We start from the raw sequence: 21,532 nt of genomic DNA, 5'->3' as shown, positions 1-21,532 counted from the left end.
TCAGGCTCCGGCGGCCTGCCCCTGAGCAGCGGTCTGTCGCTCGACTGCCGCCTTCACCAGACCCGCGAAGAGCGGGTGCGGGCGGGTCGGCCGGGAGCGCAGCTCGGGGTGGGCCTGGGTGCCGACGAGGTAGGGGTGGGCCTCGCGCGGGAACTCGACGTACTCCACCAGCTTGTTGTCGGGGGAGGTCCCGGAGAAGACGAGCCCGGCCTTCTTCTCCAGCTCACCGCGGTAGGAGTTGTTGACCTCGTAGCGGTGGCGGTGCCGCTCCTCGACGTACGGCTGGTCGTCGTAGACCTCGCGGACGATCGAGCCCTCGGCGAGCTTGGCCGGGTACATGCCCAGCCGCATGGTGCCGCCCATGTCGCCCTCGCCCGCGACGATGTCCAGTTGCTCGGCCATGGTGGAGATCACCGGGTCGGTGGCGGCCGGTTCGAACTCGGTGGAGTTGGCGCCGGTGATGCCCGCGAGGTTCCGCGCGGCCTCGATGACGATGCACTGGAGGCCGAGACACAGACCCAGCAGCGGGATCTTGTTCTCGCGGGCGTAGGTGATCGCGCCGACCTTGCCGATGACGCCGCGGTCGCCGAAGCCGCCGGGGATGCAGACCGCGTCGCAGTCCGCCAGCTGCTGCCGGGCACCGGCGGCGGTCTTGCAGTCGTCGGACGTGACCCACTTGATCTTCACGCGGGCGTTGTTGGCGAAACCGCCCGCGCGCAGCGCCTCGGTGACGGACAGATAGGCGTCGGGCAGGTCGATGTACTTGCCGACGAGCGCGACCGTGACCTCATGGTCGGGCTGGTGGACCCGCTTCAGCAGGTCGTCCCACTGAGTCCAGTCCACATCGCGGAAGGGCAGGTCCAGCTTGCGGACGACATAGGCGTCCAGCCCCTCGGCGTGCAGCACCTTCGGGATGTCGTAGATCGACTTGGCGTCGATGGCGGCCACCACCGCGGCGTCGTCCACGTCGCACATCAGCGAGATCTTGCGCTTGATGGAGGTGGGGACCTCGCGGTCGGCGCGCAACACGATGGCGTCCGGCTGGATACCGATGTTGCGCAGGGCGGCGACCGAGTGCTGGGTGGGCTTGGTCTTCAGCTCACCGGACGGGCCGATGTACGGCAGCAGGGAGATGTGCACCACGAAGACGTTGTCCCGGCCGACCTCGTGGCGGACCTGGCGGACGGCCTCCAGGAAGGGCAGCGACTCGATGTCGCCGACGGTCCCGCCGACCTCGGTGATGACGACGTCCACGTCATCGGTGGCCATGCGCCGGATGCGGTGCTTGATCTCGTTGGTGATGTGCGGGATGACCTGCACGGTGTCGCCCAGGTACTCACCGCGCCGCTCCTTGGCGATCACGCTGGAGTAGACCTGGCCGGTGGTGACGTTGGCGGATCCGTCGAGGTCGACGTCGAGGAAACGCTCGTAGTGGCCGATGTCCAGGTCGGTCTCGGCGCCGTCGTTGGTGACGAACACCTCACCGTGCTGGAACGGGTTCATCGTGCCCGGGTCGACGTTCAGGTACGGGTCGAGCTTCTGCATCGTGACCCGCAGACCCCGCGCCTTGAGCAGCGCACCGAGGCTGGAGGCGGTCAGGCCCTTGCCGAGTGAGGAGGCGACACCCCCGGTGACGAAGAGGTGCTTGGTCGTCATGGGCTTAGCGGCAATGGCCAAAAGGGGGCTCCCGTGGTCGCGTCGTGAGGGTGCGGTCCGGCAGCTGCCCCGCTTTCGCGGGGGTGCCGTCGCTGAGGTTCGGGGGGTTTGTGCCCGCCGCTCCACGGGCTACCAGGGTATCAGTGCCCCGGGGCGGCCGCTGGAGGGCGTCAGCGTGACACGGCCCGCCGCACCTCTGCCGCACCGTACGCTGTCATGACAACAACACGTATCGTCCGCACCTCGCGTATCGCTACAACTACCCCCCGTACGCGACCCCTGGGCACGACGGACAGCCACCCGTGATCCGGCCACCCGATCGGCGGTCGTGACGCGAGCCACGATATGGACGGGCTCAAGCGGATCACTGTCCTGCGTCGTATCCTGCTCGGACGAAACGCTACGAGCCCCGGCACGGCACCACCAGCTCGCCTCCGGAACAAGAGCTCGTCCAAAATTTTCCGGAGACCGTAAGCACGCCCGCAGGGGCATACGGCCGTTCGAATGGGGAAGCACGTGGCCGGGCGTATCGAGGACTACGCACTCATCGGTGATATGCAGACCGCCGCCCTCGTCTGTAAGGACGGGACGGTGGACTGGCTGTGCCTGCCTCGTTTCGACTCGCATGCCATCTTCGCCGGTCTGCTGGGCACCGAGGAGCACGGATTCTGGCGGCTGGGCCCCGCGCACGCCGCCGGGAGCGAGCCCCCGGCGGCCGACCGCCGCCGCTACCGGGGCGACTCGCTGGTGCTGGAGTCGGAGTGGGACACCCCGCGCGGCACGGTCCGCGTGATCGACTTCATGCCGCCGCGCGACGGCGCCCCGCAGCTGGTGCGGATCGTCGAGGGGGTCAGCGGCCGGGTGCCGGTGCGCTCCGCGCTGCGGATGCGCTTCTCGTACGGCTGGGTCGTGCCGTGGGTGCACCGGGTGGACTCGCGGACGGTCGCCGTCGCCGGTCCCGACTCGGTGTGGCTGGACACCGAGGTCGACACCTTCGGCAAGGACCTCACCACCTACGCCGACTTCACGGTGGCCCCCGGCGACCGGATCGCCTTCACCATCAGCTGGCAGCCCTCGCACAAGGAGCCGCCCGCTCTGCCCGAGCCGGAGGCCGCGCTGGAGGCGACCGAGGATTTCTGGCGGGAGTGGGTCGAGCACTGCACGTACCACGGCCCCTACCGGGACGCGGTCGTCCGCTCGCTGATCACCCTCAAGGCGCTCACCTACGCCCCCACCGGCGGCATCGTCGCCGCGCCCACCACCTCGCTGCCCGAGGAGATCGGCGGCGTACGGAACTGGGACTACCGCTTCACCTGGCTGCGGGACGCCGCGATCACCCTGTCCTCCCTGCTGCGCACCGGCTACCGCGAGGAGGCGCGCGCCTGGCGCGAATGGCTGCTGCGCGCGGTCGCGGGCGACCCTGAGAACCTGCAGATCATGTACGGCATCGCGGGTGAGCGGGAGCTGTCCGAGGCCGAGCTGACCTGGCTGCCCGGCTACGAGAACTCCCAGCCGGTCCGGGTCGGCAACGGCGCGGCGGGCCAGCTCCAGCTGGACGTCTACGGCGAGGTCACCGAGGCGCTGCACCTGGCCCATATGACGGGCCTGGCCCGCAACGACTACGCGAGCGTGCTCCAGCTCAAGCTGATCCGCTACTTGGAGGAGCACTGGGACGAGCCCGACGAGGGCATCTGGGAGGTGCGCGGCCCGCGCCGGCACTTCGTGCACTCCAAGGTGATGGCCTGGGTCGCCGTCGACCGCACCGTCAAGCTGATCGAGTCGGGCGATGTGGACGGCCCGTTGGACCGCTGGCGGGATCTGCGCGACGAGATCCACCGGGATGTGTGCGAGAAGGGCTACGACGCCGAGCGCAACACCTTCACCCAGTCCTACGGCTCCAGGGAGCTGGACGCCTCGCTGCTGCTCATCCCGCAGATGGGCTTCCTGCCGCCGGACGACAAGCGGGTCATCGGCACCATCGAGGCGATCCAGCGCGAGCTGTCCACGTCCGACGGTTTCGTGATGCGCTACCCGACCGCGGGCGAGGACGCGGGCGTGGACGGCCTGGAGGGCGACGAAGGCGCCTTCCTCGCCTGCTCGTTCTGGCTCGCCGACGACCTGGCGATGATCGGCCGGGTGGACGAGGCCCGCAGGCTCTTCGAGAAGCTGCTCGGGCTGCGCAACGACCTGGGCCTGCTGGCCGAGGAGTGGGACCCGCACCACCAGCGCCAGGTGGGCAACTTCCCGCAGGCGTTCAGCCACGTCCCGCTGATCGACACCGCCCTGCGTCTGACCGCCTCCGGCGCGTACGGCGGCTGACCCGGCGCGAGCCGCGGACACCTTTAAAGGTTATGACCATAACTATTATGCCTTGAAGGAGCTTGCTAATCTGAGCCCATGACGACATCGGATGCGCAGGCGGCGGCGCAGTGGGAGCTGTGCAAGCTGGTGGATGAGCTGGACCTGCGCATCACCGCGCACGTCCGTGAGCGTGTGGCCAGGATCGGTCTCACCCCGGCGCAGGCCACGGCGCTGCGCGAGCTGACAGGGCCGATGACCATGAGCGAGTTGGCCGGGCGCATGAGCTGCGAACCGTCGAACGCCACCGTCGTGATCGACAAGCTCGAGAGCCAGCAGCTGATCGAACGGCGTCCCCACCCCTCCGATCGCCGGGCCAAGCAGCTGAGCCTCACCCCCGAAGGCGCCGAGTGCCGGGAAAAGCTGCTGCGCATCCTGAGGGAGGAACCCCCCTTGGCGAGCCTGACCGAACAGGAGCAAGGCGCGCTCCAGGACCTGCTGCGGCGGGCCCTCTCCCGCCACTGAAACCCGCGGGGATGGAAACACAAGGAACGATCACCGTGGCGCGGGCCCTGGACCTGCCCGCCCTGCGCCGCGGCCTCCCCGAGGTGGTGACCGGGGACGAACTGCTGGACCGGCCGGTGCGCTGGGTGCACGCGGGTGAGGCGCCGAACATCGCCGCCCTCCTCAAGGGCGGCGAACTGCTGCTGACCACCGGTCTCGGCGTCGGCCCCCGCCCCGCCGAGCAGCGCGCCTTCGTCCGGCGGCTCGCCGAGCGCGGCATCGCGGCGCTGGTGGTGGAGCTGGGCCCGCGGTTCCGTACGCTCCCGGTGGCGGTGGTCGACGCGGCGCGCTCGTGCGGGCTGCCGCTGGTGCAGCTGCACCGCGAGGTGCCGTTCGTGGCGGTCACCGAGGAGATCCACACCGAGATCGTCAACGAGCACTACGCCCTGCTGCGCCAGGCCGACGTCGTCCACCGCCAGGGCACCGAGGTGCTGCTGCGCGGCGGCGGAGTGCCGGAGATCCTGCGGAACTTCGCCGAGTTCGCGGGCAATCCGGTGTTCCTGGAGACCCCCGACGGCCGGCTGCTGTACGCGGCCGGGCCTGTGGGCGTCACTCCTGGCGCCACCGATCCGCTCCAGGCCTGGGAGGGGCTGCGCGCCCGCCGCGGCGACCGCAGGCCGCCCGAGCCGCCGGCGGGCAGCGTGCTGGCCGATGTGCCGGGCGGCGGCCGGGGCCCGGGCGCGGTGCGGGCCCGGCTGACCGTGCTGCCGGTGGCCGCGCCGCTCGCCCCGGTCCACCGCATCGCCGCCGAGCGGACCGCGGATCTGCTGGCGGTGGTGCTGCTGCGGGCGCGCCAGGAGGAGGAGCTGACGGCGCGCGGCCGGGGCGACTTCCTCACCGATCTCGCGGAGGGGCGCGTGGAGCCGTCGGACGCTCCCGCGCAGGCGCGGGTGCTGGGGTTCCGGCCGTCCGGCGACGGCCCGCTGCTGCCGATGGTGATGCGGCTCGCGGAGGACCCGCATCCGCTGAGCGGGGGCGGGGCCGCCGGGGGCGGCGGCACGGAGAGCTGGGCGGAGCTGGCCCACGCGCTGCGGGAGGAGCTGGCGTCGGTCGGCGTGCCGGTGCTGCTGGGCGTACGGCTGCCGGAGGCCCGGGTGCCGCTGCTGGTGGGCTTGCGGACCGCGGCGGACCGCGGCGCGGTGGCGGTGCGCGTCGCGGCGGCCCTGCGGGCGGGGGTGGGGCGGGCCTGGCCCGACCGGCCCGCCGGGGCGCATCCGCCGGTGGTGATCGCCGGGCTCGCGGCGGGCTGGGACGGGGTCGGCGGCGAGCTGCGGCACGCGGCGGAGGCGGCGCACGCGGCGCACGGGCTGGCGGACCGGGACTGGTACGACGTCCGCAGTCTGGATGTCGACCTGTTGCTGTGGCGACTGCGTGAGCACGGGGACCTGGCCGCCTTCGTCGACCGGGTGATCGGCCCGCTGCTCGCCCACGACCGTGACGCCCGTCCGCCGCTGGTGCCGACGCTGGAGGTCTATCTGCGGCACGCGGGCCGCAAAGCGGAGACGGCCCGCGCGCTGCACCTCAACCGTCAGACGCTGTACGACCGGCTGGCCCGAATCGCCCGGCTGCTCGGCACCGACCTGGAGGACCCCCAGACGGTGCTCGCCCTGGGGGTGGCCCTCCAGGCCCGCCGCCATGTGCGGTGAGACCTCCGGACAAGGCGTCTAGAACGGGGTCAGGGTGAGGGTGATCCCGGTCGGAGCGGTGTCCTGGATGTATGACGCGAAGTCGGCCACGTCGTCGAAGGCGAAGCCGTACGCCTTGCCGTCGGCGGTCGCCGCGTGCATCGCCTTGGCGTAGTGGTGGGTGACCGGCTCCCCGTAGAAGGCGGCCGGGTCGGCCGTCGGCTGGGCGGCGGTGTCGTGCAGCGTGCTGCGGTTGAAGCCCGCGCCGAGGATGGCCGCGACCGGCCCCGTCGTACCGTCATTGGGCGCGGCCAGGGCGCCGTCGCAGAACAGCACGTCCTTGGTGGACGGCTTGTCGAAGGCGACCGCGGCGGGGCCGGTGAAGGAGAGCCTGCCGCCGCTGACACGGCCGGTGAAGGTGCCCGCGTTGGTGGTGACCTTGAGGTCCTTCGATCCGTAGGTGTCCCAGACCTGGTCGATGTACGACGCGAAGTAGTCCTGAGCGAACAGTCCCGCGCCCATGCCGTGGCCGGGCGCGATGACCCGTAGATCGTCCCCGACGATCAGCTTCTTGAAGGCGTCGACGGCGCGCAGATCGGAGAAGACCTTGGCGCGGGCGCCGTCCTTGAGGGTCCCGGTCGTCTGGTCCTTGGCGCCGGTGAGACGGATGGCGAGCGGGACGCTGAACATGTCGACCATGGTGCTGTTGCAGAACATCCCGGCGGCGTTGAAGGTGAACTCCGCGCAGTCGTGCATGACCTGGTAGTTCGGGTCGCCGGACACCCAGCCCGCCGGGTACTGCAGCGCGGCCTTGCCCGCCCCGTCCGTCACCACCTTGAACTTGAGCTTGGCGCCCAGCGCGACATAGATCCGGCCGGACATCCGGGGCAAGGTCAGCCTGGTGTCGCCGTTCGCCGCGAGCGGGATGGCGTAGTCGGCGAAGCCGTCGGCGCCGTTGTCGGAGGCCGCGACGGGGGCGAGTGCGCCGTCGGGGGTGACCCGGACCTGCTGGTTGCCGTCGTTGCCGACGATGTAGAGCCATACCGACGCGTTGCCGAACTGGCCGGTCCTGTTGACGACGGTGAGGGGAAGCGTCTCGGCGGCGCTCGTCGGGCGCTGGGCCGCGCCGGCGCGGCCACTGGCGAGCGTGAGGCCGGTGCCGGCGGCAGCGGCGGACGCGGCGATTCCACTCAGCAGCATTCTGCGCGTGATCATGACAAAGTACTCCTCGGCGTAGTGGGGGTTGCCGGGACATGGCACAGCACATGCCATGGGGACAGCACGTGCCATGGGGAAAGACGGAGGTCGCGCCACAGGAGAGCGCTCTCTCGGTCCACCGCGCAGCACCCTGCCGATCGGCGCCCGGGGGCGTCAACCCCCTGCGCGCATAAAGGTCTGCACCAATTCGTCGTAGACGCTGAGGACATGGGCCACCGTGTCGTCCTCCGACGGCCACTCCGCCGTCCGCGCCTGCCCCGCCGCGGTCAGCTCCGCGCGGCGCCCGGGGTCGGCCAGCAGCCGGGTCACGGCGTCGGCCAGGGCGCCGGGGTCGCCGTACGGGACGAGTTCGGCGGCGTCGCCCACCAGTTCGGGCACCCCGCCCACCGCCGTGGCGACCAGCGGCACCCCCGCGTGCAGCGCCTCCTGGGCCAGCAGCGAGCGCGCCTCCCAGCGGCTGGAGAGCACCGCGACGTCGGCGACGGCCAGCAGCCCGGGTACGTCGTCCCGGCGGCCGAGCAGCCGCACCGGGAGCCCTTCGGCGTCGATCCGGCGCTGCAGCACCGCACGGTCCGGCCCCTCCCCCGCGATCGCCAGCAGCGGCGGCGGGTCCAGGGAGCTCCAGTGGCGCGCCGCGTCCAGCAGCGGACCGAGGCCAGCGGCGGCGTCCAGACGGCCGACCGCGAGCAGCAGGGCCCGCTCCACCGCGCCCAGTTCCGCGCGCGCCTTCTGGCGGGCGCCGTCGTCCGTCTCGGGCGCGCGGGGCGGCGCGGGCACCGCGACCGGCGCGAGCCGGGCGTCCCGCGCCCCGCGGTCGCGGGCCCGGTCCACCAGGTCCGAGGAGACGCCCAGCACGACCGACGCGGCCCGCGCCACCCGCCGCTCCATCAGCCGTACGACGCGGGCCCGCGGCCCCTCGGCATCCCGCTTGGTGTGCCAGGTGACGACGAGCGGGACGCCCCGGCCGCGCAGCGCGAGCGCGGCCAGCAGACCGGGCCACAGCCCGTGCGCGTGCACCAGCCCCGCGCCGACGGAGGCGGTACGGATCGACGCGATGCTCCCGGCGTCCGTACGGCCGTCGAGCGGTGCGAACCGGGCGCCCGCCTCCGTGAAGCCGTATCCGCGCTCGGCGCTCCAGGGCCCGCAGACCGTCACCCGCAGCCCGCGCGCCACCAGCCCGGCCGACAGCGACCGCACATGCACCCCGCTGCCCGAAGTGCCTTCGCCCAGCACCTGAACGGCGTGCAGCGACGGCTGCCCGTGCGGCGGGACCGGGGTGTTGCTCACGGTACTGCTCACTCGGGCGGAGCTCCTGGGGCGATGTCGAAGGTGCGGTGACGCGCTGCGGGTGCGGTGCGGACGCGCTGCGGGTGCCTGCGCCAAGAATGCCAGCACTCGCGGTGCGCTCGCCGCAACGTTCCCATGTGACGTCTGCCCAGCGCTCGCCCGTACGTCCGCGACGCCACCCGTACGGGTGAACCTCGCGGGTTCCGCCGGATCGCCGGGGAATCCCGGAGCGCCGAGGTCAGCGGCCCGTGCGCGCCGCCTCCAGCAGTTCCTCGGCGTGGGCCCGGGCCAGCTCCGAGTCCTCCTGTCCGGCCAGCATCCGGGACAACTCCCGGACCCGGTCCTCGCCCTCCATGGCCTTCACGCCGCTGCGCGTCACCGCCCCGTCGTTCGTCTTCTCCACCACCAGGTGCCGGTCCGCGAACGCGGCGACCTGCGGCAGGTGGGTGACGACCACCACCTGGGCGGACCGGGCGAGCCGGGCCAGCCGGCGGCCCACCTCGACCGCGGCCTTTCCGCCGACACCGGCGTCCACCTCGTCGAAGAGGTAGGTCGGTACGGGGTCGGAGCCCGCGAAGACGACCTCGACCGCGAGCATCACCCGGGACAGCTCACCGCCCGAGGCGCCCTTGGCGATGGGGCGCGGCGGGGCGCCGGGGTGGGGGGCGAGCAGCAGCTCGACCTCGTCGGCGCCGTGCGGACCGTACGTCACCGCCCGCCCGTCGACCTCGATCCCGGCCGCCTCGTCCGCGGCCTCGGTCTGCCGGATGGCGAACGTCACCCGGGCGTGCGGCATCGCGAGGGAGGCCAGTTCCTCGGTGACGGCCTCGGCGAAGCGCGCCGCGGCCTCCGTACGGGCGTCGGTGAGCGCCTGGGCCAGCCCGCCCAGGTCGGCGCGGAGCGCGTCGCGTTCGGCGGTCAGCTCGCTGATGCGGTCGTCGTCGCCGTCCAGTTCGGCGAGCCGGGCGGCGCCCTGCTCGGCCCAGGCCAGCACGTCGCTGATGTTCTCGCCGTACTTGCGGGTCAGCTGGGCCAGCGCGGCGCGGCGCTCCTCCACGGCGGCGAGCCGCAGCGGGTCGGCGTCCAGATCGTCGGCGTACCCGGCCAGTTCACCGGCCACGTCGGACAGCAGGATGCCCACCTCGCCGATGCGGTCGGCGAGCCCGGCGAGGGCGGGGTCGTGGGAGCGGACCGCCTCCAGGGCGCGGTGGGCGCCGCCGACGAGGGTGGCGGCGTCCACGCCCTCGGGGTCCTCCGGGTTGCCCGCGAGGGCGGTGTGCGCGAGGGCGGCGGCGGACGCGAGGGCTTCGGCGTGCCCCAGCCGCTCGGCCTCGGCGGCGAGTTCGTCGTCCTCGCCCGCCCGCGGCTCGGCGGCGGCGACCTCCTCCAGGCCGAAGCGGAGCAGATCGGCCTCCTGCTCCCGCTCGCGCGCCCGCGTGGTCAGCTCGTCCAGTTCGGCGGCGACGGCGCGCAGCCGCCGGTAGGCGCCCGCGTACTTCTCCAGCGGCCCGGCGACGGCGGCGCCCGCGTACCGGTCCAGCGCCTGGCGCTGCCGGGCGGGCCGCATCAGCCCCTGCTGGTCGGTCTGCCCGTGGACGGCCACCAGGTCGTCGGCCAGCTCCCCGAGCAGCCCCACCGGCACGGACCGGCCGCCCACATGGGCGCGGGACCGGCCTTCGGCGGAGAGGGTACGGCTGATCAGCAGCGCCCCGTCGTCGAGTTCGGCCCCCGCCTCCTCGGCCCGTACGGCGACGGCCGAGCGGGCGTCGACCGTGATCCGGCCCTCGACGACCGCCGCCTTGGCGCCGATCCGCACCAGGGCGGCGTCGGCGCGCCCGCCGAGCAGCAGCCCGAGGCTGGTGACGACCATGGTCTTGCCCGCGCCGGTCTCGCCGGTTACCGCGGTGAAGCCCGGTGACAGCTCGACCACGGCATCGTCGATGACACCCAGCGCACGTATCCGCATCTCCTCCAGCACGTGCAAGACCATACGAGGTTTACCGGCCACCTCGCGACGGCCACCCCCGGGGACTGCCGCGCCGTCGCTCCGGGTGATCGCCCGGTGGCCGCACCACCTCGTCTTCCGCGCGGCGGGGAGGGTTCCGGACGTACCCCCTCGAAAGGGTTTTCCCGGCGCCCTCCCCCTGCCGGGCGACCCGCCCGGCGACCCACCGGGCGGGCGGTCTCCGGGCGGGTGGCTCCGGGCGGGCGGCTAGTGCGGCGCGCCGCGCCAGCCCGCCACCGGCAGCGCGAACTTCGCCACCAGCCGGTCGGTGAACGACGCGTGGTGCAGCCGGGCCAGCCGGACCGGCACCGCTCCCCTGCGCACCTCCACCCGGGCTCCGGCGGGCAGCTCCACGGTGCGGCGCCCGTCACACCACAGCACCCCGTGCGGGGTCTGCGGCTGCACCTCGACCGCGAGCACCGACTCCGGCGTCGTCACCAGCGGCTTCGCGAACAGGGCGTGCGCGCTGATCGGGACCATCAGCAGCGCCTCGACCTCGGGCCACACCACCGGGCCGCCGGCCGAGAAGGCATACGCCGTCGAGCCGGTCGGGGTCGCGCACACCACGCCGTCGCCGCCGAAGCGGGAGACCGGCCGGCCGTCGACCTCGGTGACGACCTCCAGCAGGCGCTCACGCGCCGCCTTCTCCACCGATGCCTCGTTCAGTGCCCAGTCGGTGTGCACGATGTGCCCGTCGTTGCGGACCAGCACATCGATGGTCATGCGCTCCTCGACCTCGTACTGGCGGCTCACCACCCGGTCCACGACCTTGTCCAGGTCGTCCCGCTCGGCCTCGGCCAGGAAGCCGACCCGGCCGAGGTTGACGCCGAGCATCGGCACGCCGGAGATGCGCGAGAACTCCGCGCCGCGCAGCAGCGTCCCGTCCCCGCCGAGCACCACCAGCAGTTCACAGCCGTCGAGCACGTCCCGGCCCGCGTCGACCAGTTCGACGGCGGGCGGCAGCGGCAGATCCGCGGCCTCGGCGGCGAGCACCCGCACCCCGATGCCGCTGCGCAGCAGCCCCTGGACGACGAGCTCCGCGCTGCGGATGGCCGCCGGGCGGCCGGTGTGCGCGAGGAGGAACACGGTGCGGTCGGCGATTGCCTCGGGCGTCGGCTTGATCTCTCTCTCCGCCGCCGACTCCGCCTTTGCCGCTGCTTCTGAAGTGGTCAACTGGGCCCCTCCGCCACTGCACGGTCAACATCGTCCGGGTCCAGTGCCGGCGCCCCGGCGCGCATCCACAAAAAGTACTCGACGTTCCCCGACGGCCCCGGCAGCGGGCTGGCGGTCACGCCGAGTACGCCCAGCCCCAGGTCCGCCGCCTGATGAGCCACCGTCCGCACCGCCTCGGCGCGCAGCTCGGCGCTGCGGACGACTCCACCGCTGCCGAGCCGCTCCTTGCCGACCTCGAACTGTGGCTTGACCATCAGCACAAGATCGGCGTCGGGAGCGGTGCAGCGCACCAGGGCGGGCAGCACCAGCCCGAGCGGGATGAAGGAGAGATCCCCGACGACAAGGTCCACGGGCTCGCCCCCTATCTGCTCCGGCGTCAGCTCGCGTACGTTCGTACGGTCGAGAACGGTCACGCGTTCATCACTTTGCAAAGACCATGCAAGTTGCCCATAACCGACGTCCGCGGCGACGACATGGGCGGCGCCCGCGCGCAGCAGAACGTCGGTGAAGCCGCCGGTGGACGCCCCCGCGTCCAGCGCCCGCCGTCCGGCGACGGTCAGCCCGGAACCGGAGACCGGGGTGGGTTCGGTCAGCCGCCCCACCCCCGCGCGGTACTCCTCGCTAAACGCGTACAGCGCGCCCGCGAGCTTGTGGCCGCCGCGCGAGACATAGTCCGGATCGCTGTCGTCATCGATCACCACGACCGCGGCGCTGGTCTCGACCTGCGTCGCGGCCTTGGTCGCGGTGGCCCCGCCGACGGTCACACGGCCCGCCGCGATCAGCTGGCTCGCGTGCTCACGCGAGCGGGCCAGCTTGCGGCGCACCAGCTCCGCGTCGAGTCGTACGCGTCGTGGGCGGGTCACTGCCACGGGTGGTTCAGCTCCTGGGGTCGGGGCGGATCGTCGTCATGAGGAGGGGGCGGGCGGGGCCGGGGGCCCGGGCCGCCGGTCGAGTGCCGTCAGCGTGTCACGCAGGCCCCGGTGCACATCCTCGTACACCTCCAGGTGACCGCTCACGGGGAGGTCGTCCGCATCGGCCAGCCGGTCGAGCCGGGTGTCGACGTCGGGGACGCCGGTGGGCGTACGGCCGACGCCGAGCGGAGCCGGATCGGCGGGCCCGGACGGCGTCGCCACGGGCACCCCGGAGGGCCCGAGGGCCGCCTCGGCGGGTTCCGCCGCCGGCCCCGCTTCGGGCTCCGGATCCAGCTCTGGCCCGGGCCGTCCACCCGGCATCGGCTCGTTCATGCACCCGACGCTACCGCGAAGCGCACGTTCTCCGACGGGGCACGACCTGCGGTACCGTCATCGGCGATGGCCACCTTGGAACAGTGCCGCGACGCACTCGACAAACTGGCGGAGAACCTCGCGGGCGCGGACGGGGACCTCCGCGGCGCCGCCGCGCTCGACCGCTCCGTGAGCTGCTGGATCACCGACCTCGACACGACCTTCCTGGGCCGTCTCGTGGACAGCCGCATCGAAGACGTGACGACCGCGCCCGGCCCACCGGCCGAGCGCGCGCAGATCCGGCTGACGATGTCCGGCGACGACCTGGTGGCCCTGGTCGACGGCGAGCTGCACTTCGCCCGGGCCTGGGGCAGCGGCCGGGTCAAACTGGAGGCCGGGCTGCGCGACCTGCTGCGGCTGCGGAAGCTGCTCTAGCCCGTACGCCCGGGGTATCGGCGGCTCAGGACTCCGTCGCCGCGGCGGCCAGCGGCTCCACCGCCGCCTCCGCCTCGGTCTCGGCGGCCTTACGGGACTGGCGGGCGGCCGGTATCACCAGCGGCGTCCCCGTCTCCGGATCGTCGATGACCTGACAGCGCAGCCCGAAGACCCGCTCCACCAGCTCCGCCGTGACGATCTCCCCCGGCGCGCCCTCCGCGACGACCTCCCCGCCCCGCATCGCGATCAGATGCGTGGCGTACCGGGCGGCGTGGTTCAGGTCGTGCAGCACCGCGACGAGGGTGCGGCCCTGCTCCTCGTGGAGCTGGGCGCACAGGTCGAGGACGTCGATCTGGTGCTGGATGTCCAGGTACGTCGTCGGCTCGTCCAGGAGCAGCAGCGGGGTCTGCTGGGCGATGGCCATGGCGATCCACACCCGCTGGCGCTGCCCGCCGGACAGTTCGTCGACATAGCGATCCGCCAGCTCCGCCACGCCGGTCGCCGCCATCGACTCCTGCACGATCCGCTCGTCCGTCTCCGACCACTGCCGCAGCAGCCCCTGATGCGGGTAGCGGCCGCGGGCGACGAGGTCGGCGACGGTGATCCCGTCCGGGGCGATGGAGGACTGCGGCAGCAGGCCGAGGGTGCGGGCGACCTTCTTGGCGGGCAGCGAACCGATCGCCTCGCCGTCCAGCAGCACCGACCCGGCCGCCGGCTTCAGCATCCGGGACAGGGCGCGCAGCAGGGTGGACTTGCCGCAGGCGTTGGGCCCGACGATCACCGTGAAGGAGTGGTCGGGGATGGTGACCGACAAGTCCTCGGCGACGGTGCGCCGGTCGTACGCGAGGGTCAGCCCCTCGGCGGTGAGCCGCTGCCGATCGGTCGTCTTGCTGGTGCTGGTGCTGGTGCTGGTGCTGGAAGCCACGGTGTGCCCGGTGTCCTTTTCCCTGTAGCCCTTGTCGCCCTTGCCGCTCTTGCCGCCCTTGCCGCGCTCACGTTCCGTCATATCCGCCCCGCCTTGCGCTCGGTCACCAGCAGCCACAGCAGATAGCAGCCGCCCAGCATCCCGGTCAGCGCCCCGACCGGCAGCTGGTCGGCACCGAAGGCCCGCTGTGCGGACCAGTCGGCGGTGACCAGCAGGGCCGCGCCCATCCAGGCCGAGGGGAGCAGGTTGGGACCGGCCGAACGGGTCAGCCTGCGGGCCAGCTGCGGCGCGACGAGCGCCACGAAGGCGACGGGCCCGGCGGCGGCCGTGGCGGAGGCGGTCAGCAGGACGGCCGCGAACATCAGCACCAGCCGGGTCCGCTCGACCCGCACCCCGAGGGCGTACGCGCTGTCGTCGCCCATCTCCAGCATCCGCAGGCTCCGCGCCTGCCCGAGGACCACGGGCAGCAGGACCGCGCAGACGCAGGCCAGCGGCCAGACCTGGCTCCAGTCGCGTCCGTTGAGCGAGCCGGTCAGCCACACCACCGCGCGGGTGGCGTCGGGCAGGTCGGCCTTGGTGAGCAGATAGCCGTTGACGGCGGCGAGCATCGCGGTGGCGCCGATGCCGACCAGCACCAGCCGGTAACCGTGGACGCCCCGCCGCCAGGCCAGCGCGTACACCCCGAGCCCGGTCAGCAGACCGCCGCCGATCGCACCGGCGGCGACCTCGGCCGGGTCGCCCCGGAAGAGGACGATCACGGTGAGCGCCCCGGCCGCCGAGCCCTGCCCGAAGCCGATCACGTCCGGACTGCCCAGCGGATTGCGGGAGATGGACTGGAAGACCGCACCCGCCAGCCCGAGGGCCGCGCCGACCAGCAGCCCGACCAGGACGCGCGGCAGCCGCAGGTCGTGGACGATGAAGTCCTGGGCCATGCTGCCGTTCCCGGCCAGGCTGCGGAGCACATCGGCGGGGCCCATGGGGAAGTCGCCGGTGCCGATAAGGACCACGCTCATCGCCAGCGCCACGGCGAGCAGCAGCAGCCCGACGACCGCGGCGCGGACGTCCAGGCGCAGCGAGAGGCCGCCGGTGCGCAGCGTGACTCCGCCCGCCCTGGGCGTGGTGCGCTTGCTCGCGTTCACAGTTGGGCCATCCTTCGGCGGCGTACGAGGTAGAGGAAGACGGGCCCGCCCACGAGCGAGGTGACGACGCCGACCTGGAGTTCGGCGGGCCGGGCGACGAGCCGCCCGATCACATCGGAGCCCAGCAGCAGCACGGGCGACAGCACGGCGGCGTACGGCAGCGTCCAGCGCATATCGGGGCCGGTGAGCGCCCGGACCAGGTGCGGAACCATCAGCCCCACGAAGGCGATCGGCCCGCAGGCGGCGGTCGCGGCCCCGCACAGCAGGGTGACGGCCAGCATGGACAGCGCCCGGGTGCGGCCCAGGTGGGTGCCGAGCGCGCGCGCCGTGTCGTCGCCGAGCGCCACCGCGTTCAGCGAACGGCCGAGCAGCAGCGCCAGCACCGCACCGACCAGGAGGAACGGGGCCACCTGGCGGACCACGGTCATATTGGCGGAGGCGAGCGAACCCACGGTCCAGAAGCGCATCTTGTCGAGCGCCGCGCTGTCCAGCAGCTGTACGGAGTTGATGTAGCCGTAGAGCGCCGCGTACACGGCCGTACCGGCGAGCGCGAGCCGCACCGGGGTGGCGCCCCGGGTGCCGCCGAGCACGTACACCAGCACGGAGGCGACGGCGGTCCCGAGGAAGGCGAACCACACGTAGCCGGTCAGGGAGGTGACGCCGAGAAAGCTGATCGCGGAGACGACGGAGGCGGACGCGCCCGCGTTCAGCCCCAGCAGCCCGGGGTCGGCGAGCGGGTTACGGGTGAGGGCCTGGATGACCGCGCCCGCGAGCCCGAGGCCGAGCCCCACGAGCAGCCCGAGGAGAGTGCGTGGCAGCCGTACGTCCTTGATCACCACGTCGGTGTCGCTGCCGGTGTAGTGGAACAGCCCGTGCCAGACGTCCCCCGGCGCGATCGGCTTGGCGCCGATCGCGATGCTTGCGGCCGCGACGGCCACCAGCAGGCAGAGGGAGACGACGAGCCCGGCCGCTCGACGCGCGGTGTACCGGCGGGGTGGCGGGGCCGCCGTATCGGTCGCCGTCTCGGGTCCGGCTTTCGCCGGACTGACCAGGGTCACGTGGAACTCCACCTCACAGCACGGCCGGTCAAGACTTAGGTTAGGTTACCCTAAGCCGCGCTTGTGGCGCCCGGGCGGGCCCCGCCCCGGTCACATCACCCCGGGCCCGGGCGTTCCCTCACAACCCGAGCCGAGCCAACGCCTTCCCCGCGTCCGCGTCGCTCACACCCTCCCCCGCCTCGTTCCAGGCCGCCGCGCACAGCGCCCGCAGCCCGTCCAGCGGCTCATCGCCGTCCCCCTCCAGCAGCAGCGCGCCGTCGCCCACCCGAGCCGTCCAACCGCCGCACCGGAAGCCCCCGTCGACCGGCTCGACGGTCGGCTGCGACGTCAGCAGCCCCCGCAAGTCGCGGTCCACAAAGGCCGGACGGTGCTTCGGCTCAGCGACCAGCAGCTGCGCCGGAGTCGTCACCCCGGTCAGCACGAGGAGCGAGTCGACGCCGCCCGCGTACGCCCCCTCGATATCGGTGTCCAGCCGGTCCCCCACCACCAGCGGCCGCCGGGCCCCGGTCCGCAGGATCGTCTCCCGGTGCATCGGCGGCAGCGGCTTGCCCGCGACCTGCGGGTCCCGGCCCGTCACGATCCGTACGACCTCCACCGCCGCGCCGTTTCCCGGCGCGATCCCGCGGCCGCTCGGAATCGTCAGATCCGTATTGGACGCGTACCACGGCACCCCGCGCGCCACCGCGTAGCCCGCCTCCATCAGCCGCGCCCACGGCAGGTCCGGCCCGCCGTACCCCTGGACCACCGCCGCCGGGTCGTCATCGGCGGACTCCACCGGCAGCAGCCCGCGCTCGCGCAGCGCCACCCGCAGCCCCTCGCCGCCGATCACCAGCACCCGCGCGCCCTGCGGCAGCTGCTCGGAGATCAGCCGGGCGACGGCCTGCGCCGAGGTGATCACGTCCTCGGCCCCGGCGGGCACCCCGAGCCGGGTCAGATGCTCGGCGACGGTCTGCGGCGTACGCAGCGCGTTGTTGGTCACATACGCCAGCCGCATCCCGCCGTCCCGCGCGGTGACGAGCGACTCCACCGCGTACGCGATGGCCTCGCCACCCGCGTACACCACCCCGTCGAGGTCCAGCAGCGCGGTGTCGTACGCCTCGTTCAGCGGCCGCTGGCTGCCCTCGGGCGCGATCCGGACGGTCTGGTTCATGGGGGCACACTCTCCTCGCAGGTCCATGCGTTCTCGCCCCGATCATGGCGCATCGCCGGCCGGGGCATAACATTCTCTAATGAGCACTTCAGGGCCTGGCGGGCAAGGTCTCCAGCTCACCCCCTTCCGGGGGCTGCGCTACGTCGCGGAACAGGTCGGCAGTCTCGCCGCCGTCACCTCACCGCCCTATGACGTGGTCGTACGCCCCGACGGTCTGCGCGAACTCGAGACCGCCGATCCTCACAACATCGTCCGGCTCATCCTCCCGCAGGCCGGCACCCCCGCCGACCGCCACCGGCAGGCCGCGGACACGCTGCGCCGCTGGCGGGCCGACGGCATCCTCGCCCCCGACCCCGAACCTGCCCTGTACGTCTACGAACAGCGCGACAGCCATAGCCTCCAGCGCGGGCTGATCGGCGCCCTGCGGCTGAGCCCGCGCGAGGAGGGCGTCGTCCTCCCGCACGAGGAGGTCATGCCGCACATCGTCGAGGACCGCGCCGACCTGATGCGCGCCACCGCCGCCAACCTCGAACCCCTGCTGCTCGCCTACCGCGGCAACGGGGACGGCGGTGCGGCAGAGGTCATCGAACGCACCATCCGGCACGAGCCGTTGCTCTCCACCACCACCGAGGACGGCTTCGCCCACCATCTGTGGCGGGTCACCGACCCGGCCGACCTGGTCGAGATCGCCGCCGATCTGCGCGACCACCAGGCCCTCATCGCCGACGGCCACCACCGCTGGGCCACCTATCTGCGGCTGCGCGAGGAACGGGCCGAGCCCGGCCCCTGGGACTTCGGCCTCGTCCTGCTCGTCGACACCGCCCGCTACCCGCTCCGGGTCCGGGCCATCCACCGGCTGCTGCGCCACCTGCCGGTGGCCGAGGCACTGGCCACGGCGCGCACCGCCTTCCGGGTACGGACGGTCGACGGCCCGCTGTCCCGCGCCCTGGACGCCCTCGCCGAGGCGGCCACCGCACCGGACGGGGGAAACGCGTTCCTGCTCGCGGGCGACGGCGGATTCCATCTGCTCGACCGGCCCGACCCCGGGCTGCTGGCCCGTACGGTCCCCGAGGGGCGGCCGGAGGCCTGGCGCGCGCTGGACGCGACGGTCCTGCACTCGCTGCTCCTGGACCACCTCTGGCAGATCCCGGACAGTGCCGAGCACATCGGCTACATCCACGACGCGGAAGCGGCCGTCGAACAGGCGGAGCGGCACGGCGGCACGGCGGTGCTGATGCATCCGGTGCGCGAGGAGGTCGTCCGCGAGCTGGCCCGGCAGGGGGTCGCGATGCCGCGCAAGTCGACGTCCTTCGGGCCGAAGCCCGCCACCGGGCTGGTGCTGCGCAGCCTCACCCTGGGCTGAGCCGGCGGACGTCCCGAAGAGGCGGGTACGGCAAAGAGGGCGGAGCCCCGGCCGGGGGTGGTGGCCGGGGATCCGCCCTCAGGCATCAGCTGCCGTCGCTGTCCGCCGTGTCCTCGGCGGCGTCCTTCGTGACCTCCGCGGTTTCTTCCGCGGCCTCCACGACCTGCTCGGCCGGCTCGGCCGGCTCGGCCTCCACGGCGGCCTCATCACTGTCGAGCGCGTCCACGAACTCGACACCGTCCAGCTCGGCGAGCCGGTCGGAGGCGTCCGTGGTGCCGCCCTGGTCCGCCTCCAGCGCCTTGGCGAACCACTCCCGCGCCTCGTCCTCACGGCCGACGGCCAGCAGCGCGTCGGCGTAGGCGTACCGCAGCCGCGCGGTCCACGGCTGGACGGAGTTCGAGGCCAGCTCCGGGCTCTGCAGGGTGACGACGGCGGCGTCGGCCTGGCCCATGTCGCGCCGGGCACCGGCGGCCACCAGCCGCATCTCGACCTGCCCGGCCCGGTCCAGCTTCTGCACCTCGGGCTCACCGGCCATGGTCAGCGCCCGCTCGGGGCGGCCCATGCCGCGCTCGCAGTCGGCCATCACCGGCCACAGGTCGTTGTTGCCGGTCATACGGCGCGCGGCACGGAACTCCGCCAGCGCCTCCGAGTACTTCGCGACGGCGTACGACGCGAACCCCGCCGCCTCACGGACGGCGGCGACGCGGGAAGCGAGCCGCAGCGCGACGCGCGAGTACTGGTAGGCCCGCTCCGGGTCCTCGTCCAGCAGCTTGGCGACCATGACGAGGTTCTTGGCGACGTCCTCGGCAAGGGTCTTCGGCAGGCTCAGCAGCTCCTGCCGCACGTCCTTGTCGATCTCATCACCGGTCACGTCCTCGGGGATCGGCAGCCGCTTGATCGGCTCGCGGTCGCGGTCCCGGCCGCGCTCGTCGCGGTCGCGACGGCCGTAGCCCCCGGACCGGTCGTCGCGCCCGCGCCCCTGGCCGCCGCCGTACGGACGCCGAGACCCACGGTCGTCCCGTCCGCCACGGAAGCCGCCATCGCGGTCATCCCGCCGCGGCCCACGGGGCCGGTCGTCACGGCGGTCGTCACGCCGGTCGTCGCGGCGGAACCCGCCACGGTCGTCGCGCCGATCGTCCCGGCGATCATCGCGCCGGAACCCACCACGATCGTCACGCCGGTCATCACGCCGGTCGTCCCTGCGGAACCCACCACGGTCGTCGCGGCGGTCGTCCCGCCGGTCATCACGGCGATCGTCGCGGCGGAACCCGCCCTGGCCACCCTGACGGAATCCACCGTCGCGGTCGTCACGACGCGGGCCACGCGGGCGATCGTCACGCCGATCGTCCCGGCGGAACCCGCCACGGTCGTCGCGGCGGTCGTCACGCCGATCATCCCGGCGGTCGTCCCGCCGGAACGTGGGCCGGTCGTCCCGGCGGTCGAAGCCACCGCGAGGCCGGTCACCGCGATCGTCACGGCGGCCGAACCCGCCCGGACGTCCGCCACGGTCATCGTCGCGACGCGGCCCACGGGGCCGATCGTCGCGCCGGTCATCACGCCGGTCATCGCGCCGGAAACCACCGCGGTCATCCCGCCGATCGTCACGGCGGTCGTCCCGACGGAACCCACCACGGTCATCGCGGCGGTCGTCCCGCCGGTCGTCGCGGCGGAACCCGCCCTGGCCACCCTGACGGAATCCACCGTCGCGGTCGTCACGACGCGGCCCACGCGGGCGATCGTCGCGCCGGTCGTCACGGCGGTCGTCGCGGCGCTCGTAGCCACCGCCCGGTCGGCCGCCCCGATCATCACGGCGACCGTAGCCGCCGCTGGGGCGTCCACCACGGTCGTCATCGCGACGCGGCCCACGAGGCCGGTCGTCCCGCCGGTCATCACGCCGGTCATCCCTGCGGAACCCACCACGGTCGCGGTCGTCGCGGCGCGGTCCGGAGTCGCGGAAGTCCCTCCGGTCGCCGCCGTCCCGGCGCCGCGGCTCGCGGTCTCCCCGGTCGTCGGAAGAGTTGGTGGACATCTACGTGACTCCTGTCTTCAGGTCAAAACAAAAAGGACCCCCGGTCCCAGCATGAACGCTGGGACCAGGGGTCCTCCAAAGATTGTTCGGCGGCGTCCTACTCTCCCACAGGGTCCCCCCTGCAGTACCATCGGCGCTGAAAGGCTTAGCTTCCGGGTTCGAAATGTAACCGGGCGTTTCCCTAACGCAATGGCCACCGAAACCCTATCGGGTTCTAGCGAACAAGCACACTTTTCAATTAAGTAAGTGGAACTGATTCACCGGTGCGACTGTTCGCAACCCGGGAACCACACAGTGGACGCGAGCAACTGAGGACAAGCCCTCGGCCTATTAGTACCAGTCAACTCCACCGGTCACCCGGCTTCCATATCTGGCCTATCAACC

At 72.9% G+C, this 21,532-nt stretch carries 18 protein-coding genes and 1 rRNA gene; 5 read left to right on the top strand and 14 right to left on the bottom strand.

Annotated elements, in window-relative coordinates:
* Positions 1-1,656 carry a CTP synthase gene (locus ACFZCY_RS30375; RefSeq protein WP_391180258.1) on the bottom strand — a complete coding sequence of 552 codons (1,656 nt, stop codon included), beginning with the start codon at positions 1,654-1,656 and terminating at the stop codon, positions 1-3.
* Between the two features lie 516 nt (positions 1,657-2,172).
* On the opposite strand from ACFZCY_RS30375, the gene ACFZCY_RS30370 reads away from it, so the two are divergent.
* The 3 genes from ACFZCY_RS30370 to ACFZCY_RS30360 all read left to right on the top strand — a co-directional run bounded on the left by ACFZCY_RS30370 (position 2,173) and on the right by ACFZCY_RS30360 (position 6,164).
* Complete coding sequence (locus ACFZCY_RS30370; RefSeq protein WP_391180755.1) at positions 2,173-3,975, top strand: glycoside hydrolase family 15 protein; 1,803 nt, start codon at positions 2,173-2,175, stop codon at positions 3,973-3,975.
* A gap of 78 nt (positions 3,976-4,053) precedes the next feature.
* Positions 4,054-4,479, top strand: a complete 426-nt coding sequence (locus ACFZCY_RS30365; RefSeq protein ID WP_391180255.1) for a MarR family transcriptional regulator — start codon at positions 4,054-4,056, stop codon at positions 4,477-4,479.
* Between the two features lie 11 nt (positions 4,480-4,490).
* Positions 4,491-6,164, top strand: coding sequence for a PucR family transcriptional regulator ligand-binding domain-containing protein (locus ACFZCY_RS30360; protein ID WP_391180252.1), 1,674 nt, complete (start codon positions 4,491-4,493; stop codon positions 6,162-6,164).
* An 18-nt stretch (positions 6,165-6,182) separates the two neighbouring features.
* Here ACFZCY_RS30360 and ACFZCY_RS30355 read toward each other — a convergent pair whose 3' ends face one another.
* The 6 genes from ACFZCY_RS30355 to ACFZCY_RS30330 form a co-directional block, all read right to left on the bottom strand.
* Entirely contained in the window at positions 6,183-7,358 is a 1,176-nt protein-coding gene (locus ACFZCY_RS30355) for a beta-1,3-glucanase family protein (RefSeq protein ID WP_391180250.1), read from the bottom strand.
* Between the two features lie 156 nt (positions 7,359-7,514).
* Positions 7,515-8,648, bottom strand: coding sequence for a glycosyltransferase (locus ACFZCY_RS30350; RefSeq protein ID WP_391180752.1), 1,134 nt, complete (start codon positions 8,646-8,648; stop codon positions 7,515-7,517).
* A 238-nt stretch (positions 8,649-8,886) separates the two neighbouring features.
* Positions 8,887-10,638: a DNA repair protein RecN gene (gene recN / locus ACFZCY_RS30345; RefSeq protein ID WP_391180246.1), complete on the bottom strand. Its 1,752-nt coding sequence runs from the start codon at positions 10,636-10,638 to the stop codon at positions 8,887-8,889.
* A 222-nt stretch (positions 10,639-10,860) separates the two neighbouring features.
* A complete protein-coding gene (locus ACFZCY_RS30340) occupies positions 10,861-11,775 on the bottom strand; it encodes an NAD kinase (RefSeq protein WP_391180750.1) in 915 nt (304 codons plus the stop codon).
* 47 nt (positions 11,776-11,822) lie between these two features.
* Positions 11,823-12,689 carry an SAM-dependent methyltransferase gene (locus ACFZCY_RS30335; protein ID WP_391180746.1) on the bottom strand — a complete coding sequence of 289 codons (867 nt, stop codon included), beginning with the start codon at positions 12,687-12,689 and terminating at the stop codon, positions 11,823-11,825.
* Positions 12,690-12,731: 42 nt separating this feature from the next.
* Positions 12,732-13,070: a hypothetical protein gene (locus ACFZCY_RS30330; protein WP_391180244.1), complete on the bottom strand. Its 339-nt coding sequence runs from the start codon at positions 13,068-13,070 to the stop codon at positions 12,732-12,734.
* Positions 13,071-13,136: 66 nt separating this feature from the next.
* Here ACFZCY_RS30330 and ACFZCY_RS30325 point away from each other — a divergent pair, with 66 nt between their 5' ends.
* A complete protein-coding gene (locus ACFZCY_RS30325) occupies positions 13,137-13,484 on the top strand; it encodes a sterol-binding protein (RefSeq protein WP_391180241.1) in 348 nt (115 codons plus the stop codon).
* Positions 13,485-13,509: 25 nt separating this feature from the next.
* Here ACFZCY_RS30325 and ACFZCY_RS30320 read toward each other — a convergent pair whose 3' ends face one another.
* The 4 genes from ACFZCY_RS30320 to ACFZCY_RS30305 form a co-directional block, all read right to left on the bottom strand.
* Positions 13,510-14,490 carry an ATP-binding cassette domain-containing protein gene (locus ACFZCY_RS30320; RefSeq protein WP_391180238.1) on the bottom strand — a complete coding sequence of 327 codons (981 nt, stop codon included), beginning with the start codon at positions 14,488-14,490 and terminating at the stop codon, positions 13,510-13,512.
* Entirely contained in the window at positions 14,487-15,548 is a 1,062-nt protein-coding gene (locus tag ACFZCY_RS30315) for an iron chelate uptake ABC transporter family permease subunit (protein WP_391180235.1), read from the bottom strand. The genes ACFZCY_RS30320 and ACFZCY_RS30315 overlap by 4 nt, the downstream gene beginning before the upstream one ends.
* Positions 15,545-16,606 carry an iron chelate uptake ABC transporter family permease subunit gene (locus tag ACFZCY_RS30310; RefSeq protein ID WP_391180233.1) on the bottom strand — a complete coding sequence of 354 codons (1,062 nt, stop codon included), beginning with the start codon at positions 16,604-16,606 and terminating at the stop codon, positions 15,545-15,547. Before ACFZCY_RS30310 ends, ACFZCY_RS30315 begins: the two co-directional genes overlap by 4 nt.
* Before the next feature lie 118 nt (positions 16,607-16,724).
* Positions 16,725-17,756 carry an HAD-IIA family hydrolase gene (locus tag ACFZCY_RS30305; RefSeq protein WP_391180230.1) on the bottom strand — a complete coding sequence of 344 codons (1,032 nt, stop codon included), beginning with the start codon at positions 17,754-17,756 and terminating at the stop codon, positions 16,725-16,727.
* A gap of 79 nt (positions 17,757-17,835) precedes the next feature.
* On the opposite strand from ACFZCY_RS30305, the gene ACFZCY_RS30300 reads away from it, so the two are divergent.
* Positions 17,836-19,119, top strand: a complete 1,284-nt coding sequence (locus tag ACFZCY_RS30300) for a DUF1015 family protein (protein WP_391180228.1) — start codon at positions 17,836-17,838, stop codon at positions 19,117-19,119.
* Between the two features lie 85 nt (positions 19,120-19,204).
* On the opposite strand, the gene ACFZCY_RS30295 is transcribed toward ACFZCY_RS30300, so the two are convergent.
* The 3 genes from ACFZCY_RS30295 to rrf form a co-directional block, all read right to left on the bottom strand.
* On the bottom strand, positions 19,205-20,008 hold the full coding sequence (locus ACFZCY_RS30295) for a hypothetical protein (RefSeq protein ID WP_391180743.1): 804 nt from the start codon (positions 20,006-20,008) through the stop codon (positions 19,205-19,207).
* Entirely contained in the window at positions 19,987-21,009 is a 1,023-nt protein-coding gene (locus ACFZCY_RS30290) for a hypothetical protein (protein WP_391180802.1), read from the bottom strand. Before ACFZCY_RS30290 ends, ACFZCY_RS30295 begins: the two co-directional genes overlap by 22 nt.
* A 223-nt stretch (positions 21,010-21,232) precedes the next feature.
* Positions 21,233-21,349 (bottom strand): 5S ribosomal RNA (gene rrf, locus ACFZCY_RS30285).
* Positions 21,350-21,532 lie beyond the last annotated feature (183 nt).

Source organism: Streptomyces sp. NPDC007983, assembly GCF_042958345.1.
Lineage (GTDB): Bacteria > Actinomycetota > Actinomycetes > Streptomycetales > Streptomycetaceae > Streptomyces.
This window is presented reverse-complemented; position numbering and strand designations above follow the sequence as displayed.

Bases quoted from the DNA above. Each gene is read 5' to 3' on its own strand.
- ACFZCY_RS30375 (WP_391180258.1), bottom strand. From the start codon at position 1,656: ATGACGACCAAGCACCTCTTCGTCACCGGGGGTGTCGCCTCCTCACTC.
- ACFZCY_RS30365 (WP_391180255.1), top strand. From the start codon at position 4,054: ATGACGACATCGGATGCGCAGGCGGCGGCGCAGTGGGAGCTGTGCAAG.
- ACFZCY_RS30360 (WP_391180252.1), top strand. From the start codon at position 4,491: ATGGAAACACAAGGAACGATCACCGTGGCGCGGGCCCTGGACCTGCCC.
- ACFZCY_RS30355 (WP_391180250.1), bottom strand. From the start codon at position 7,358: ATGATCACGCGCAGAATGCTGCTGAGTGGAATCGCCGCGTCCGCCGCT.
- recN (WP_391180246.1), bottom strand. From the start codon at position 10,638: ATGGTCTTGCACGTGCTGGAGGAGATGCGGATACGTGCGCTGGGTGTC.
- ACFZCY_RS30330 (WP_391180244.1), bottom strand. From the start codon at position 13,070: ATGAACGAGCCGATGCCGGGTGGACGGCCCGGGCCAGAGCTGGATCCG.
- ACFZCY_RS30325 (WP_391180241.1), top strand. From the start codon at position 13,137: ATGGCCACCTTGGAACAGTGCCGCGACGCACTCGACAAACTGGCGGAG.
- ACFZCY_RS30320 (WP_391180238.1), bottom strand. From the start codon at position 14,490: ATGACGGAACGTGAGCGCGGCAAGGGCGGCAAGAGCGGCAAGGGCGAC.
- ACFZCY_RS30305 (WP_391180230.1), bottom strand. From the start codon at position 17,756: ATGAACCAGACCGTCCGGATCGCGCCCGAGGGCAGCCAGCGGCCGCTG.
- ACFZCY_RS30300 (WP_391180228.1), top strand. From the start codon at position 17,836: ATGAGCACTTCAGGGCCTGGCGGGCAAGGTCTCCAGCTCACCCCCTTC.
- ACFZCY_RS30290 (WP_391180802.1), bottom strand. From the start codon at position 21,009: ATGACCGGCGGGACGACCGGCCTCGTGGGCCGCGTCGCGATGACGACC.